Below are 15,385 nucleotides of genomic sequence, written 5' to 3'. Positions count from 1 at the left end.
GCAAACAAGGGTCAAAACACGTCCTCTTCATCTAAGAGCGGTTTTGCAAGCAAAAGGCGGCAGTGTGATGCGGAAATCTGTATGTGTTTATTGTGGGTCACGCCCCGGCGTGGATCCGGCCTATGCCGCGGATGCGCAGGTTTTGGGTGCGGGGCTGGCGAAAGGCGGCATGCGCTTGGTCTACGGCGCGGGCGATGTGGGGCTGATGGGCACCGTGGCGCGGGCGGCCCAAACCGCCGGCGGCGAAACCTTTGGCGTGATCCCCCAGCATCTGGTGGACTGGGAGGTCGGCAAAACCGATCTGACAACTTACGTGGTCACTGAAACGATGCATGAACGCAAAAAGGTGATGTTCATGAACTGCGATGCCGTGGTCGTCCTGCCCGGCGGCGCGGGCTCTTTGGATGAGATGTTCGAAGTGCTCACCTGGCGGCAGCTGGGCCTGCACGAAAAGCCGGTTTTTGTGGTCAACACGCAAGGCTACTGGGATCCGTTGCGGGGGCTGCTGGACCATGTGGTGGCACAGGGGTTTGCGGATGGATCGCTGTTGGATTTCCTGACCTTTGTGCCAGACGCCAAAAGCGCGCTTGCGGCGCTGACAGGCTGAGAGGCCGACGGGCAAATCCCTACTTAAGTGTTAAATCCGCGACAAGGCATTGGTTTGGCGGCATTTTCCGTTTCTGTCCCCGCGGGGACAAATGAAAAAGCCCCCGGCAGCGTGCGGGGGCTTCTTGGTTTTGGGGCTCACGCTTCGTCGGATGCAACGTTTTCCCAGTTCACCCAGCGGCCCACGTAAGTGGGCGCGTAGGTGATTGGGAGAGCCACATCTCAATCAGAGACGGGAGGCGACGTTTTCCCAGTTCACCCAGCGACCCACGTAAGTGGGCGCGTAGGTGATTGGGAGAACAACGTCTCAATCAAAGACGGGAGGCCACGTTTTCCCAATTCACCAAGCAGCCCACGCAAGTGGGCGCGTAGGTGATTGGGAGAGTACCGTCACAATCAGAGACGGGAGGCGACGTTTTCCCAATTCACCCAGCGACCCACGTAAGTGGGCGCGGAGGTGATTGGGAGAGCCACATCTCAATCAAAGACGAGAGGCGACGTTTTCCCAATTCACCCAGCAGCCCACGTAAGTGGGCGCGTAGGTGATTGGGAGAGCCACATCTCAATCAAAGACGAGAGGCGACGTTTTCCCAATTCACAAGGTTGTCCGGGAAGTTCGCCAGATAGTCAGGACGCGCGTTGCGGAAATCGATGTAGTAGGAATGCTCCCACACGTCACAGCCCAGCAGCGCCGTCTGACCAAAGCACAGCGGGTTCACGCCGTTCTCGGTCTTGGTCACTTTCAACCCGCCGTCGGTGTCCTTCACCAGCCACGCCCAGCCAGAGCCGAACTGACCCGCACCTGCGGCTTTGAACTGGCTCATCATCTCATCGACGGAACCAAAGCTCTCTACGATCGCTTTCTCCAGCTCGCCTGGCATCTTGCTTTCGCCGGGGCCCATCATTTCCCAGAACTGGTTGTGGTTCCACAGCTGAGAGATGTTGTTGAAAATCCCGTTCTGCGCCACGGCAGAGGCGTCATAGGTGCCCTTGATGATCTCTTCCATGGACTTGTCCGCCCATTCGGTGCCTTCAATCGCCTTGTTGCCGTTCACGACATAGGCGTTGTGGTGCTTGTCGTGGTGAAACTCCAGCGTTTCAGCGCTCATGCCGTGGGCGGCAAGGGCGTCATGGGCATAGGGAAGATCGGGAAGAGAAAAAGCCATCGGGGGCCTCCTTGGTGTTGGGTGTTTCTTTGTGTCAAATGAAGTACGCAACACCCAAAGGTCAAGGGTGCAGCGGGGCAAAACCGCCCAGGCGCGGCAGTGCGCCGGGCCTTATCAGGGGCTTTTGCCTTGCGTATTCCAAAACGTCGCCCTGCCTGCGTCACGCAGGGTGGTCCCCAACGGGGGCAAGGTGGCGTCAGTGAAACTCCACCTCTGATCCGGGCTGCGCTGCGACGTTCAAAAGATCAAACATATACTGACCCACCGAGCGGAAACAGACCACCTGCGCGCTTTCCTGATCGGGCATCCAGACAGCGGCTGGCACTTGGGCAAAACGGGTGCGGCGGATCATGCCGGGCTCAAAGGCGGTGGCGGCCATGTTGACCGGTGCCAATTTGGCAATCACATCGCGCACATGCATCCCGCTGACATGAAACATGGACCGCGCGTCCGAGACGTTGACGGCCAGGCTGTGCTGCTTGGCCAGTTTGCCCTGCAGATCAGACAGCCGGGCATGGACCTCATCGTAAGGACATAAGATCAGCAGCTCATCGGGCGACATCCAGGCGATACCGGCATCGCCCGCAAGGGTGATCTGGCGCTGGTCTGGCATCTTGGTGCCGCTCGCCGCGGTCGCGGCTTTGATCAGGGTTTTGTCGGCCAAATCGCCCCGCAGGGTGATCATGCCTTGCGGCCCTATTTCGCGCACAGTGGCGATGCCATTGGCGTCCGTTGCACCACGCAGGGCTGTGACAGGATCAGACATTCTGCTTCTCCCCTTCTTTGTCATAAAACACCGGATCGACGATCTTGGCCTCATAGACCTTGCCATCCGTGCCAGGGAATTTGATCACCTCGCCCATGCGGTCCGGCCCGTGCAGCACCAGCCCCATGGCAATACCCTTGCCCAGGTTAGGTGAGTAGTAAGAAGAGGTGACGCGGCCAATCATGTTCTTTTGACCATTGGCATTCTCACCTTCGCCCAAGGCATAGGCCCCATCGGGCAACACCGACCCGTCTGTGGTTTCAAGGCCCACCAGCTTCCAGCGGTTGGGATCGGTCATATGGCTGCGTGCCTGCGCGCGCTTGCCAAGATAGTCGTCTTTCTTTTTGGAGATGGCCCAGTTCAGGCCAAGATCCTGCGGGATAACCGTCCCATCGGTTTCATCCCCGATCATGATAAAGCCCTTCTCGGCCCGCAGGATGTGCAACGCCTCGGTCCCGTAGGGCATCACGCCCAGATCGGCACCCACAGCCATCAACGCATCCCAGAACGCTTGACCATGGCTGGCATCTACCGCGATCTCATAGCTCAGCTCGCCCGAGAATGAGATCCGGTAGGCGCGCACCTTGAACCCGCCCAAGGTGCCATCGGCCCATTCCATAAAGCCCAGCGCCTCTTTGGACACGTCCATGCCGCCCAACCGCTCCAGCGCTTCGCGCGCTTTGGGGCCAACAACGGCCACTTGCGCATATTGCTCGGTGACATTGGCAACATAGACGTTCCAGTCCCACCATTCGGTCTGCAGCCATTCTTCCATGTGACCATGGATGCTTTCCGCACCGCCCGTGGTGGTGTGGCAAAGCCAGGTATCCTCATCAATGCGCGCCACCACGCCGTCATCAATCAAAAAGCCGTTTTCGCTGCACATCAGCCCGTAACGGCATTTGCCCACTTTCAGGTTGGACATCATGTTGGTGTAGAGCATGTCGAGGAATTTCCCCGCATCCGGCCCTTTCACGATGATCTTGCCCAGGGTGGAGGCATCCAAAAGGCCCATGTTCTGCCGGGTATTGCGCACCTCGCGCATCACCGCGTCATGGGTGCTTTCTGAGGCGCGCTTAAAGGCATAGGGGCGCCGCCACTGGCCCACGGGCTCAAACTCAGCGCCGTTGGCTTCGTGCCAGTCATGCATTGGGGTGCGGCGGATGGGCTGGAACACCTTGCCGCGTGCCTCACCGCCAATCGCGCCCATGGAAATGGGGTGATAGGGCGGGCGGAAGGTGGTGGTGCCCACGCTTGGAATATCCGTGCCCAAGGCACCTGCCAATGTGGCCAGGCCGTTGATATTGCTCAGCTTGCCCTGATCCGTCGCCATGCCCAAGGTGGTATAGCGTTTGGCATGCTCAACGCTGACAAAACCCTCTTGCGCGGCCAGCCGCACGTCTGAGACTTTCACATCGTTCTGATAATCCAGCCAGGATTTTTCGCGCAGCTTTGCTGAGGCCCCTTGCGGCATCATCCAAACCGGTGCCATCGGGCTTTCCTCGCGCCGCTCGGCTTTGGGGGCGGGGTTGTTTTTGACCGGCTTGCGGTTGATGCACGCAAGCACGCCTTCGGCGGCCATATGCGCATCATTGATCACGTCATCCAGCGCGAACATGCCAGAGGCCGCCCCGGCAGGCGTGACAAAGCCCATGCCATCCATGCCTTTGGGCGGATTATCCGTATCGGGAGAGAAACAGGCGGACTGATCATCCCAGCGCAGCTTGCCCCCGCAATGCGACCACAGGTGCACCACCGGAGACCAGCCGCCCGACATGGCAACCGCGTCGCAGGCAATCTCTTCCAGCACCGCACCTTCGCCCGCCTGGGCGCAGACCGCCACGCCCGTCACCCGCTTGCCGCCCTTTACGGACGCCACGGCGTGGCCCATCATGACGCGGATGCCCAGCTCTTTGGCTTGGGCCACCAGGCCCCGGTCATCGGGCAAGACGCGCGCGTCCAGGATCACCGGCACATCCAGGCCCGCCTGTTTCAGCGCAATCGCCGTCAGATAGGCGTTGTCATTGTTGGTCACCACCACGGTGCGGTCCCCGATGGAGACGCCAAAGTTCACCACATAATCGCGCACAGCTGAGGCCAGCATAACGCCGGGAATGTCATTGCCTGCAAAGCTCAGCGGGCGTTCGATGGCACCGGTGGCTGTGATGATCTGTGCGGCACGGATGCGCCACAGGCGGTGGCGTGGACCTTCTGTACCGGGGGTGTGATCGCCCAGACGCTCATAGCCCAACAGATAGCCGTGGTCATAAACCCCCGCCCCCATGATGCGGCTGCGCAGAGTGACGTTGTCCATGCCGCGCAGGGTCTCAACCAGCTCAGCCACGAAAGCGTCAGCGGTTTTGCCCTCAACCGTGCCGCCATCGACAGGCGCGCGCCCCCCAGTTGTCGGTTTGCTCAAGCACCAGCACCTCTGCACCGGCTTTGGCCGCGGTCAGAGCTGCTTGCAGGCCGGCCACACCGCCGCCCACCACAAGCACATCGCAGAAGGCGTAGAAGTGTTCGTAGGTATCCACGTCCCGCGTTTTCGGTGCCGCCCCCAGACCCGCAGATTTGCGGATGATCGGCTCATAGACGTGTTTCCAAAAGGCACGCGGGTACATGAACATCTTGTAATAAAAGCCCGCAGGCAAAAAGCGGCTGAGCTTGGTGTTGATCGCACCTACGTCAAATTCCAGGCTGGGCCAGTGGTTTTGGCTCGTGGCCTCCAGCCCCTCAAAAAGCTCGGTCGTGGTGACCCGCTGATTGGGCTCAAACCGGCCTTCGGTGCCCAAGTTCACCAGCGCATTGGGTTCTTCTGCGCCCGAGGCCACGACGCCACGGGGACGGTGATATTTGAACGACCGGCCCATCAGCATCTGGTCATTGGCCAACAGGGCCGAGGCCAGCGTATCCCCAGCATAGCCGCGCAGGCGCTTGCCGTTGAAGGTGAAGGACAGCGGTTTGGAGGTATCGACGAAGCGACCTGGTGTAGCGAGGCGTGTGCTCATGTCAGTGACCTTTGGAACTGGCAAAAAGGAGGGCGGACAGGATCATCAGGCAGGCTCCCAATCGGGGCGGCGGTCCTTGATCTTGTCCAGGATCTCTTGTGGCGGGGCGTAGGTTTGGGCCGAATAGCTGCCAAAAACCTCAAGCGTCATGGTGCAGCGGGCAAGATGGAACCACTTGCCACAGCCGTTCTGGTGCCGCCAGCGTTCAAAATGCACCCCCTTGGGGTTCTTGCGCATGAACAGATAGCTTTCAAAATCATCCTCAGAAGACCCCGGGCCAAAGCGTTTCAGATGCGCTTCGCCGTGGGCGTGGAATTCGGTTTCCTCGGCGGTAACACCGCAATTGGGGCAGGTGATCATCAGCATGATTGGGCTCCGACCTTGATCTGGCGCGCAAGCGCGGCCACGTTATAGGGATGGAATGGATGATGTACGGATTGGGCGCGCTCCTGCTGGGCGGTGTGGCCCTTGCAGTTTTTGAGCGGCGCAAAGGGGTGCGGCTGCGCCAAGATCCCGGCGGTGAGAGCGGCCGGGACCCGGCGCGCGCGGCCTATACCGAAAGCGAGCGCATCCGCGCCGAAGGCCAGTTTTTGAACGGGCCGGACGGCGGGGGAAGCTGGTAAATTTTCGGCAAATACCCCCGGCTTGGGCGCGGGGCCCAAACACTTTCCCGCAGCTGCGGGCGCGCGGCGGGGCAGCCGCGCGGTTACGGTAACGTCAGTCCGTTGCGGTGGCCGCTGGTGTGACGCGTTCCGGCGCGGAGCCGTTTCCAAGCATCGCAATACCCAGGACAAAGACCGCCAATGCGAGGATCGCAATGATGACGCCGCGGCGCGAGCCGCCGTTGTGGATTGTGTCTTGTGCCATGATCCAACCTCCTCTTTGGATGGATCCAGCATGGCTTGACGCAAGGTCAAATCAAGGAATTTGCCGTTAAGGGGACGGTTTGGGCCAAGATTGGCCGATAAGACAGGCACAACGCATGGCATCAGTGCGCCACCCCAGCAGCAACACTCTCATCAATGAACCGCCCTTCCGTGAACCGGTTCAGCCCGAAATCATCCGTCAGCGGTGACTGGCCTTTGGCCATCAGCTCGGCCATGGCCCAGCCGGAGCACTGGGATCGCCTTAAAGCCGCCCGTGCCCCAACCGCAGTTGATAAAGATGCCCTCAACCGGCGTTTTGGACAGGATCGGAGAGCGGTCGCCCGTCACATCCACGATGCCGCCCCATTGGCGCAGCATCTTGAGGCGCGAGATCATTGGGAAGGTCTCAACCAGCGCCCGCACGGTTTCTTCGATGTGGTGGAACGACCCGCGCTGGGTGTAGTTGTTGTAGCCATCAGTGCCGCCACCGATCACCATCTCGCCCTTGTCAGATTGCGACATATAGCCGTGCACGGTGTTGGCCATAACGACCACATCCATGCAGGGCTTGATCGGCTCAGACACCAGCGCCTGCAGCGCAACGGATTCGATGGGCAGGCGGAAGCCTGCCATGTCGGCCAAGTGACCAGAATGGCCCGCCACAACGATACCCAGCTTGTCACAGGCGATGTCGCCACGGTTGGTCGTCACGCCTGTAACCTTGCTGCCCTCACGGGTCACGCCGGTCACTTCACATTTCTGGATCACGTCCATGCCCATGTCAGAGCACGCCCGTGCATAGCCCCAGGCCACTGCGTCATGGCGCGCGGTGCCGCCGCGTGCCTGCCACAGCCCGCCCAGCACCGGATAGCGCGGCCCGTCGATGTCGATGATCGGCACCAGCTCTTTGACGCGCTGTGCGTTGATATATTCGGTCTGCACCCCCTGCAGCGCATTGGCATGGGCGGTGCGTTTATAGCCGCGCACTTCGTGCTCGGTCTGGGCCAGCATGATCACACCGCGCGGGCTGAACATGACATTATAGTTCAGATCCTGGCTCATCGTCTCATAAAGAGAGCGCGACTTTTCATAGATAGCCGCGGACGGGTCTTGGAGATAGTTGGAGCGGATGATCGTGGTGTTGCGGCCCGTGTTGCCGCCGCCCAGCCAGCCTTTTTCCAGGATCGCCACATTGGTGATGCCGAAATTCTTGCCCAGGTAATAGGCGGTGGCCAAACCATGCCCCCCTGCCCCGATGATGATCACATCATATTTCTTTTTGGGCTGCGCATCGCGCCAGGCCCGGTCCCAACCGGTGTGATGACGCATCGCTTCACGCGCGACGGCAAAGACGGAATATTTTTTCATACGTCCCTTCCTTGAGCAGGCAGAATGGCCCGGCAGAGGCAGGCCAGCCCGGGTGCTTCTCTTCTGACGAGATGGGTGAAAAAGAGGATACTGGCCACGGCATTTGTTACCCAATTTGCGACATGCAGCGCAATTGGGCGTGGATGTCGCAGGGCTTTGATCGGATGCGCTCTTTCGTCTCGGGGCAAGAGAACTTAGATAGCGGGGACCACAGGGTTGAGGAATTATGTCGTTCTGGTTCATCATCTTCGCGATTTCACTGCTGGTTGCGGTCCTTTTTGGGCGTGCGATGGCACGGGGCGGCGCGGCGCAGGGGCTCGATCCGGCCAGCTTTGATCTGCAGGTCTACCGCGATCAATTAAGCGAGGTAGAGAGGGACGTCGCACGCGGCGTGGTCTCAGAAGAGGACGCCGCACGCGCGCGCACCGAAATTTCACGCCGCATCTTGGCCGCCGATGCCAAGGGCGCGCGGGTGGATGCCGCCAGCAGCGCGCCGCCCAAGGCGCTGATTGGCGTTGTGGGGGCGGTGCTGATTGCGGGCAGCATCGCGCTTTATGACTGGATCGGCGTGCCGGGCTATGGGGATCTGCCGCTTCAGGACCGCATCGCCTTTGCCGAAGAGATGCGCAAGACGCGGCCAGATCAGCAGACGGCGGTTGATAGCTTGCCGGGCTTTGCCCCCCTGCGACCATGACGGAAGAATTTGCAGGCCTGATGGACAGGCTGCGTGACACCGTTGCAAGCCGCCCCAATGATCTGCAGGGCCACACGCTTTTGGCGCAGAACGAAGCGCGGATTGGCAATTTCGTCGGGGCCGCCACCGCCCAGCGCGGGGTGTTGCGCATCAAAGGCGACGGGGCGACCGCGTCAGACATTGCAGATTACGGTGAGCTGCTGGTGATGGGCGCGGGCGGCTATGTCTCGCCCGAGGCGGAGGTGGCGTTTCGGGCTGCACTTAACCGCGATGAGCTGGACCCGCGCGCGCGCTACTACATCGGTTTGATGATGGTCCAAACCGGGCGGCCCGACATCGGATTTCGGTTGTGGGACAACCTGTTGCGACGCGGGCCAGCTGATGCCCCCTGGATTGAACCCATTCTGGCGCAGATCGAAGATATCGCCTTTCTGGCGGGCGTAAATTACACCATCCCGGCCATTGGCACAGGCGATGCGGTTGGCCCATCGGCGGCAGATATTGAAGCGGCCGCTGAGATGACACCAGAGGACCGGATGGCGATGATTGGCGGGATGGTGGATGGGTTGTCCAACCGTCTGGCCACCGAAGGCGGCCCGCCCCAGGATTGGGCGCGCCTGATCACCTCCCTTGCGATCATGGGCAACCCGGATCAGGCCTTGGCGGTATTCAACAACGCCATGGAGGTTTTTGAAGGGGATCCGGGGCCACCGACATCATCACCGCCGCGGGCAGCCAGTCGGGTGTGGCAGAGTGATCTATGAGGAGATCTCTGATTTTGCCGGTGCTGTTGCGCCGATGCGGGCGCTCATCGGCCTTGATCTGGGGGAAAAGACCATCGGCGTGGCGGTGACGGACCGATTTTTGAGCGTGGCCACACCGCTGGAGACGGTGCGGCGAAAGAAATTCGGGCTGGATGCGGCGCGGCTGCAAGAGATCATCGCTGAACGCGAAATCGGTGGTCTGGTGCTGGGATTGCCGCGCAACATGGACGGCTCAGAAGGGCCAAGATGCCAATCCACCCGCGCCTTTGCCCGCAATTTTGAACGCTTGGCCCCGATGCCAATTGCGTTTTGGGATGAACGTCTGTCGACGGTTGCGGCAGAACGGGCGCTGCTTGAGGCGGATACGACACGAAAACGTCGCGCTGAGGTGATTGATCACGTGGCGGCAGGCTATATCTTGCAAGGAGTGCTGGACCGGATGGCCGTCCTGCGCCGTGAGGGAGCAGTTGAATGAACGATCAGGTCTGGAAACGGAACGAGGTGGAAAGCCCCTGCGTGAAGATCTGCGTGGTCCACCCCGAGGCGCGGATTTGCACCGGCTGTTTACGCTCCATTGATGAGATTACCCAGTGGTCGCGCATGTCCCCAGAGGCGCGGCGCGCCGTGATGGAGGCGCTGCCTGAGCGTGCCGGTCAGTTGACAAAACGGCGCGGCGGACGGGCGGCGCGGCTGGCGCGCGGGTAATGAATGGCGGCGGGGCCGCTTGCGATTTTCAACAGCATGTCCAGACCGCCGTCCCATGTGACGGCCCCTTCGTTGCCTGCTGGTGCATGATTGCCGTTGGCGGCAAAGGCGCTGAGGCCTGCAAAGCTGAGCAAGTGATCTTTAGCAAAGCGCCCCTGAGCCGTGAAAGCCCGCTGCGCTGGTCTGTCCTCTGCGTTGTCCCAGAAGGCAAGTGAACCCTCTGCACCTGTCATCAAAGTCGCCATTTTTAGCCCCGGTCGTTGGTTTTTCCCACCTGCGAAGACATCACCCGGCAATGGCAAGATTGCGGCACCCGCGGGGTTATTCTGCGGAAGGGTGGTTAAGGTTGGGTTTCAATGGGGGGCGGTTTTTGGGGGATGATCGCCGGTGTGGCGTGCGGGGCAGAGGGTGGAATTGAGGTATAGGGGAAAGATGAAGCCCGGGGGTGCGCGCCAAGGGGGGCGGTGGCGTTTGTGCAGAGTGCTGTGCGGGGATGATCGCAGGCGAGGCGCGCGAGACTGAGGGTGGAATTGAGTTATAGGGGAAAGATGAAGCCCGGTGGGGGCGCCATGGTGGGTGTTAGCGTTTGTGGCGGGAGCTGTGGGGGCTTTGGGCTGGCGTGGCACGTTAGGGCGGTCTGTGCCGCTTTAGTCTTCGAGCCAGTCTTTTGCACCGAATTGGGGGCGGAAGTAGGCGACCATGCGGCCCTCGGGCGGGGCGGTCTCTCCCGGTGCCCGGGGGCCACGCCGTGCAGCAGGTGGCGGTGCAGCAAGATGGATTGGCCGGGCGTCATGGAGATGCGCTGCGGCGTGAGAGTGTCAAAGACCTCTTTGCGCGCGGCTTGGTAGCCATCGGTCAGGTCCACGTCGGTGGGGTTTTGATCTGCGATGATCTGGCGGAAGGCCGCGCCCATGATCTGCTGGCTGCCAGGCCAGACCACCAGGGGAGCCGCGTCTGAGGTATTGAGCGGCAGGCCCAGGATAAAGGCGTGGGGTTCTTGCAGATAGCGGCGGCGTGTGGGCCCCACGGGCAAGAGGCCATCCACATGGGCCGCCGCGCGTTTGATCCGGTAGCGGTGGTTGGCGTCACTTTCCGCAGGATCCTGACCCGGATAGCCCGGATAGACGATGGAAAGCTGTGCGGCATGCCACTGCGGCACAGCCGGGATATGCGGCGTCCAGGGGCCGGCGAGCGGGGTGCCGTTCATCGATCCGTCAGGGGCGTTTGGCAGGGCGTCGACGCCGACAAACCAGGTCTCTGCATGGCGCAGGTTCGCGGCGCGCATGGCCGGGTCCGAGGCGATTTGGGTACCCGCGACATGGGCTGCCTTGGCCCAGCGCGCCACGCGGGGGTCATGGGGGAAGAGCCTGTAGCCGTCCTTTACCACCCCAGGGCCTTACGCAGCATGTTGAGCGCCACCAGTATCAGGAACACCGCAAAGACGCGTTTGAGCGGCTTGGGATCCATCGCATGGGCCAGTTTCACACCCCAGGGGGCGGTGATCAGCGTCATGGCGATGATGATCCCAAAGGCCACCAGGTTCACGGTGCCAATGGTCAGGGGCGGTGCGCCTGTGGTCATGGGGACAAAGAGAAACCCGATCACTGAGGGCACGGCAATCAGCACGCCAAAGCCCGCAGCCGTGGCCACCGCACGGTGGATGGGCGTATTATAAAGGCTCATCAGCGGCACACCAAAGCTGCCGCCGCCGATGCCCATCAACACCGACATAAACCCAACGAGCGGTGATTGCAGCGCGCGGGTCAGCCCGGTGGGCATGGCCTGGCCCAGGCGCCATTCCGCGCGGCCCAGCCCCATGTAAAGGCCCACGATCAGCGCCAGGATGCCAAAGATCGCCTGCAGCGTGTTGGAGCGCAGCTGTGCCACGACGAGCATGCCAAGGATCGCTCCGATCACAATGCCGGGCGCCCAGCTGCGCAGGATGTCCCAGTCTACCGCGCCCTTTTTGTTGTGGCTGAGCACAGAGCGCACAGAGGTCACGATGATCGTGGCCAGTGAGGTGGCCAGACACATCTGCATCAGCTGCGGGCCGTCATAGCCAAGGGTTTGAAACGCATAAAAAAACGCAGGTACCAGGACGATACCGCCGCCCACGCCCAAGAGGCCTGCGAGCACGCCCGCAAAGGCACCGATGGCGGCCAGCAAAAGGCCCATTTGAAGCAGCAGCATCGTCTCAGGCATGGCGGCGCATGTCCTCTTTTTCGTCCGCTTGGGGGGCCAGACGGGTCACTTCGGTGAGGGCGGCCAGCACGAGCTCGGGGCCTGCGCCGGGGCGGTTTGCACCTTCTGACAGCACCCGGCGCCAGTTGCGCGCGCCGGGGCGGCCCGCAAAAAGGCCCAGCATATGGCGGGTGATCTGATGCAGGCGGCCGCCGCCCGTCAGGTGCGCCTCAATATAGGGAAGCATCTTGTGAACGGCGTGCGCGGCGCTGGTATCCGCGCCCCGGCCAAAGATGACGCGGTCGGCGGTGCAAAGGATGTCGGCCGGCTGGTGATAGGCCGCGCGGCCAATCATCACGCCATCAAGCCCGGCGTCCAGCTGCGCCTGCGCCTCATCCAAGGTGGTGATGCCGCCATTGATGGAGATGTGCAGGTTGGGGAAATAGCCCTTCATCTGGTGCACCAGCGGGTAATCAAGCGGCGGGATGTCGCGGTTTTCCTTGGGGCTGAGGCCCTGCAGCCAGGCCTTGCGCGCGTGGATGGTCACGCGGGTACAGCCTGCGGCCACGATGCGCGACAGAAACTCGGGCAGCACCTCTTCTGGCACCTGATCGTCGACGCCGATGCGGCATTTGACGGTGACCTCTACATCCACAGCGGCGCGCATCTCGGCCACGGCGTCGGCCACGAGGGCTGCGTTTTCCATCAGCACCGCGCCAAAGGATCCCGATTGCACCCGGTCAGAGGGGCAGCCGCAATTGAGGTTGATCTCATCATAGCCCGCTTCTGCGCCCAGGCGGGCGGCCTCCGCCAGCTCTTTGGGATCAGAGCCGCCCAGTTGCAGGGCAACGGGGTGTTCCGTCTCGTCATGCTCCAGCAGATGCATCGCACCGCCGCGCACCAGCGCAGGCGCGGTGACCATTTCGGTATAGAGCAACGCCTGGCCGCTGAGCTGACGGTGCAGGTAGCGGCAATGGCGGTCCGTCCAATCCATCATCGGGGCGACGGAGAGGGTGGCAGCGCGGGTGATATCGGTGTGGTTCAAAGCCATCAGGCGTGGCGCATAGCATGGGGGCTGGCGGGCGCAAAGGGGAGAATGTCGCCCTGCCTCTGGGCAAGCGACAGGCGTGTGCAACGGCAGCGTCAGCCCGTGGCCAACGCTGCCGCGCCTATCTGCGCGCTAGCCTGCCAGTGACGGCAGCCAGAGCACAATGCCCGGGAAGGCCACAAGCAAGGCGATGGTGATGCCATCGGCGATGAAGAAGGGCGTGACGCCTTTGAACACGTCCTGCACGCTCAGATCATCGCGCACACCGGCTACGACAAAGCAGTTCAGACCGATGGGCGGGGTGATCAGACAGAATTCGGCCATCTTCACCACCAAGATCCCGAACCAGATCGCGCACATCGGGCCGGACATGCCGAAGGCCGAATCCACCGCCGCGACGTTTTCGCCCCCATTCAGCGCCATGACCGCAGGATAGACCACCGGCAGCGTCAACAGCAGCATGCCAATGGCGTCCATGAACATGCCCAGCACCGCATAGGCCAGCAGGATGCAGATCAGGATCAACAGCGGCGACATCTCAAGCGAGGTGATCCAATCGGCGAAGGCATCGGGCAGCTCTGCAAAACCCAAAAACCGCACATAGATCAGCACGCCCCAGATGATGGTGAAGATCATCACCGTCAGCTTGGCCGTGTCCAACAGCGCCTCTTTCAGCTGGCCCAGCCCCATGCCGCGTGCCATTGCCATCAAAAAGACGATGAAGGCACCCACGGCACCGCCCTCTGTCGGGGTGCCCCAGGCATCGCCGAAGGGGTTGTAGACAAAGAAGATGATGATCACGACCACCGCCACGATGGGCAGCGCGGGCGGCAACGCCTCAAAGCGTTGGCGCCAGGTAAAGCCGCTCACCGGGGGGCCCACGTTTTTAAAGATCACCGCAATGCCGATGATCAGCGCGGCATAGACAACGGCGGAAAACGCCCCGGGCACAAAGCCCGCAAGCAGCAGTTTGCCCACGTCCTGTTCCACGATGATCGCATAGATCACCAGGATCGCTGAAGGCGGGATGAGCGAGGCCAGCGTGCCGCCTGCGGCGACAACGCCTGCGGCGAATTGCTTGTTATAGCCGATTTTGAGCATCTCAGGGATGGCGATGCGGGCAAAGACCGCCGCCGTGGCCACAGACGCACCAGAGACGGCCGCAAAACCTGCGGTGGCAAAAACGGTGGAGACCGCAAGCCCCCCCGGCACCCAGGCAATCCAGCGTTTGGCGGCCTCAAATAGCGCGGTGGTCAGCTTGGCGTAATAGGCCAGATAGCCGATCAGAATGAAGACCGGGATCAGGCTCAAAACCTGCGCGCTGACCTTAGAATGCGGCGTGAGGCCCGCGATTTTAACGCTGATCTCCACGGCTTTCCAAAAGCGTTCGGGGTCATAATCAAACCCGTTCCAGCGCAGCCACACCAGGCCCACAAAGCCCGCAAGACCTGCGGCAAAGGCCACCCGCATCCCGAGGATGACCATCACCAGCATCCCGCCAGAGACCCACAATCCGATATCAATGGGTTCCATCAGTCTGCGCCCTCCAAGGCTTCTGCTTCAAGACGGGCCTGTTCGGCCACGCTGAGGTTGAGGGGGACAGCAACGGGGTTTTCCAGCCCCAAAACCAGGGCGCGTGCATAGCCCCAGGTTTGCAACAACAGCCGCAGCACCAGCACGCCAAAGGCGATGGGCACCACCAGTTTGGACGGCCAGATGGGGATGCCCACATCAATGGAGCTGTCCCGGCTACACAGCGGACGCGCGCAATCAAAGGAGCGGTCAAAATGTTCCCACGCCCCCCAGGTCAGAGCCAGGATCAGCACCAGCATCAGCAGCACTGAGATCAGCTCAAACAGCCACAAAAGCCGGCCTTTCAGCGCAGAGACCAGCATATCCATGCGGATATGCGTGCCGTCGCGCTGTACGTAAGACACGCCCATGATCGCGATGATCGGCATCGCGGCTTCGATGTAATCGACATAACCCATCATGGGAGAGGCGAAGAATTTGCGCCCCGTGACCGAATAGGCGGCCAGGAACATCAAAGAAAAGATCGCAAGCCCCGACAGCAGCGCGGCAAAGCGCTCTAGCGGTAGTAACATGCGGTCGAGCTTGCTGAGTAGGCTGGAATCCTCCAGCACGGCGGCAGATCCTGCCATGACGTTCCCCCCGTTTACGCACCTTTTCTTGGGCGAGACGTCTCGCCCAAG

16 protein-coding genes and 2 pseudogenes are annotated in these 15,385 nt (G+C 61.5%); 6 read left to right on the top strand and 12 right to left on the bottom strand.

What is annotated here, in order from left to right:
- Positions 1 to 64: 64 nt before the first annotated feature.
- Positions 65 to 607, top strand: a complete 543-nt coding sequence (locus ACZ1HM_RS07115; RefSeq protein ID WP_472742150.1) for an LOG family protein — start codon at positions 65 to 67, stop codon at positions 605 to 607.
- Between the two features lie 565 nt (positions 608 to 1,172).
- On the opposite strand, the gene ACZ1HM_RS07110 is transcribed toward ACZ1HM_RS07115, so the two are convergent.
- The 4 genes and pseudogenes from ACZ1HM_RS07110 to ACZ1HM_RS07095 form a co-directional block, all read right to left on the bottom strand.
- Complete coding sequence (locus ACZ1HM_RS07110; protein WP_472742149.1) at positions 1,173 to 1,772, bottom strand: superoxide dismutase; 600 nt, start codon at positions 1,770 to 1,772, stop codon at positions 1,173 to 1,175.
- A 196-nt stretch (positions 1,773 to 1,968) separates the two neighbouring features.
- Positions 1,969 to 2,538, bottom strand: a complete 570-nt coding sequence (locus tag ACZ1HM_RS07105; RefSeq protein ID WP_472742148.1) for a sarcosine oxidase subunit gamma — start codon at positions 2,536 to 2,538, stop codon at positions 1,969 to 1,971.
- A pseudogene (locus tag ACZ1HM_RS07100) lies at positions 2,531 to 5,546 on the bottom strand (sarcosine oxidase subunit alpha family protein). Before ACZ1HM_RS07100 ends, ACZ1HM_RS07105 begins: the two are co-directional and overlap by 8 nt.
- 45 nt (positions 5,547 to 5,591) lie before the next feature.
- The gene (locus tag ACZ1HM_RS07095) at positions 5,592 to 5,912 is read right to left on the bottom strand and encodes a sarcosine oxidase subunit delta (RefSeq protein ID WP_472742147.1); all 321 of its coding nucleotides are present in this window, start codon (positions 5,910 to 5,912) and stop codon (positions 5,592 to 5,594) included.
- A gap of 59 nt (positions 5,913 to 5,971) precedes the next feature.
- Between ACZ1HM_RS07095 and ACZ1HM_RS07090 the strand changes: the two genes are divergently transcribed.
- Positions 5,972 to 6,169, top strand: a complete 198-nt coding sequence (locus ACZ1HM_RS07090; protein WP_472742146.1) for a hypothetical protein — start codon at positions 5,972 to 5,974, stop codon at positions 6,167 to 6,169.
- Between the two features lie 94 nt (positions 6,170 to 6,263).
- Here ACZ1HM_RS07090 and ACZ1HM_RS07085 read toward each other — a convergent pair whose 3' ends face one another.
- The gene (locus ACZ1HM_RS07085; RefSeq protein WP_472742145.1) at positions 6,264 to 6,413 is read right to left on the bottom strand and encodes a hypothetical protein; all 150 of its coding nucleotides are present in this window, start codon (positions 6,411 to 6,413) and stop codon (positions 6,264 to 6,266) included.
- A 121-nt stretch (positions 6,414 to 6,534) separates the two neighbouring features.
- A pseudogene (locus ACZ1HM_RS07080) lies at positions 6,535 to 7,780 on the bottom strand (sarcosine oxidase subunit beta family protein).
- A 226-nt stretch (positions 7,781 to 8,006) separates the two neighbouring features.
- Here ACZ1HM_RS07080 and ccmI point away from each other — a divergent pair.
- From ccmI to ACZ1HM_RS07060, 4 genes are read left to right on the top strand one after another with little or no spacing between them, the layout of a single operon-like run.
- Positions 8,007 to 8,474 (top strand): c-type cytochrome biogenesis protein CcmI, encoded by a 468-nt coding sequence (gene ccmI, locus ACZ1HM_RS07075; protein WP_472742144.1) that lies wholly within the window; start codon positions 8,007 to 8,009, stop codon positions 8,472 to 8,474.
- Positions 8,475 to 8,494: 20 nt separating this feature from the next.
- The gene (locus ACZ1HM_RS07070; protein ID WP_472742143.1) at positions 8,495 to 9,238 is read left to right on the top strand and encodes a tetratricopeptide repeat protein; all 744 of its coding nucleotides are present in this window, start codon (positions 8,495 to 8,497) and stop codon (positions 9,236 to 9,238) included.
- The gene (gene ruvX, locus ACZ1HM_RS07065; protein WP_472742142.1) at positions 9,228 to 9,713 is read left to right on the top strand and encodes a Holliday junction resolvase RuvX; all 486 of its coding nucleotides are present in this window, start codon (positions 9,228 to 9,230) and stop codon (positions 9,711 to 9,713) included. Before ACZ1HM_RS07070 ends, ruvX begins: the two co-directional genes overlap by 11 nt.
- Positions 9,710 to 9,943, top strand: coding sequence for a DUF1289 domain-containing protein (locus ACZ1HM_RS07060; RefSeq protein ID WP_472742141.1), 234 nt, complete (start codon positions 9,710 to 9,712; stop codon positions 9,941 to 9,943). The genes ruvX and ACZ1HM_RS07060 overlap by 4 nt, the downstream gene beginning before the upstream one ends.
- On the opposite strand, the gene ACZ1HM_RS07055 is transcribed toward ACZ1HM_RS07060, so the two are convergent.
- From ACZ1HM_RS07055 to ACZ1HM_RS07030, 6 genes are all read right to left on the bottom strand, one after another.
- The gene (locus ACZ1HM_RS07055) at positions 9,892 to 10,176 is read right to left on the bottom strand and encodes a hypothetical protein (RefSeq protein WP_472742140.1); all 285 of its coding nucleotides are present in this window, start codon (positions 10,174 to 10,176) and stop codon (positions 9,892 to 9,894) included. The two genes, ACZ1HM_RS07060 and ACZ1HM_RS07055, sit on opposite strands and share 52 nt — an antisense overlap.
- A 302-nt stretch (positions 10,177 to 10,478) precedes the next feature.
- Positions 10,479 to 11,330: a hypothetical protein gene (locus ACZ1HM_RS07050; RefSeq protein ID WP_472742139.1), complete on the bottom strand. Its 852-nt coding sequence runs from the start codon at positions 11,328 to 11,330 to the stop codon at positions 10,479 to 10,481.
- The gene (locus tag ACZ1HM_RS07045; protein ID WP_472742138.1) at positions 11,324 to 12,145 is read right to left on the bottom strand and encodes a sulfite exporter TauE/SafE family protein; all 822 of its coding nucleotides are present in this window, start codon (positions 12,143 to 12,145) and stop codon (positions 11,324 to 11,326) included. Before ACZ1HM_RS07045 ends, ACZ1HM_RS07050 begins: the two co-directional genes overlap by 7 nt.
- Positions 12,138 to 13,175: a tRNA dihydrouridine(20/20a) synthase DusA gene (gene dusA, locus ACZ1HM_RS07040; protein ID WP_472742137.1), complete on the bottom strand. Its 1,038-nt coding sequence runs from the start codon at positions 13,173 to 13,175 to the stop codon at positions 12,138 to 12,140. The genes ACZ1HM_RS07045 and dusA overlap by 8 nt, the downstream gene beginning before the upstream one ends.
- A gap of 129 nt (positions 13,176 to 13,304) precedes the next feature.
- A complete protein-coding gene (locus tag ACZ1HM_RS07035) occupies positions 13,305 to 14,705 on the bottom strand; it encodes a TRAP transporter large permease (protein WP_472742136.1) in 1,401 nt (466 codons plus the stop codon).
- Positions 14,705 to 15,334 carry a TRAP transporter small permease subunit gene (locus ACZ1HM_RS07030; RefSeq protein ID WP_472742135.1) on the bottom strand — a complete coding sequence of 210 codons (630 nt, stop codon included), beginning with the start codon at positions 15,332 to 15,334 and terminating at the stop codon, positions 14,705 to 14,707. The genes ACZ1HM_RS07035 and ACZ1HM_RS07030 overlap by 1 nt, the downstream gene beginning before the upstream one ends.
- Positions 15,335 to 15,385: the final 51 nt, after the last annotated feature.

The sequence above is a fragment of the Sulfitobacter sp. GN1-4 genome, from assembly GCF_055693825.1.
This window is presented reverse-complemented; position numbering and strand designations above follow the sequence as displayed.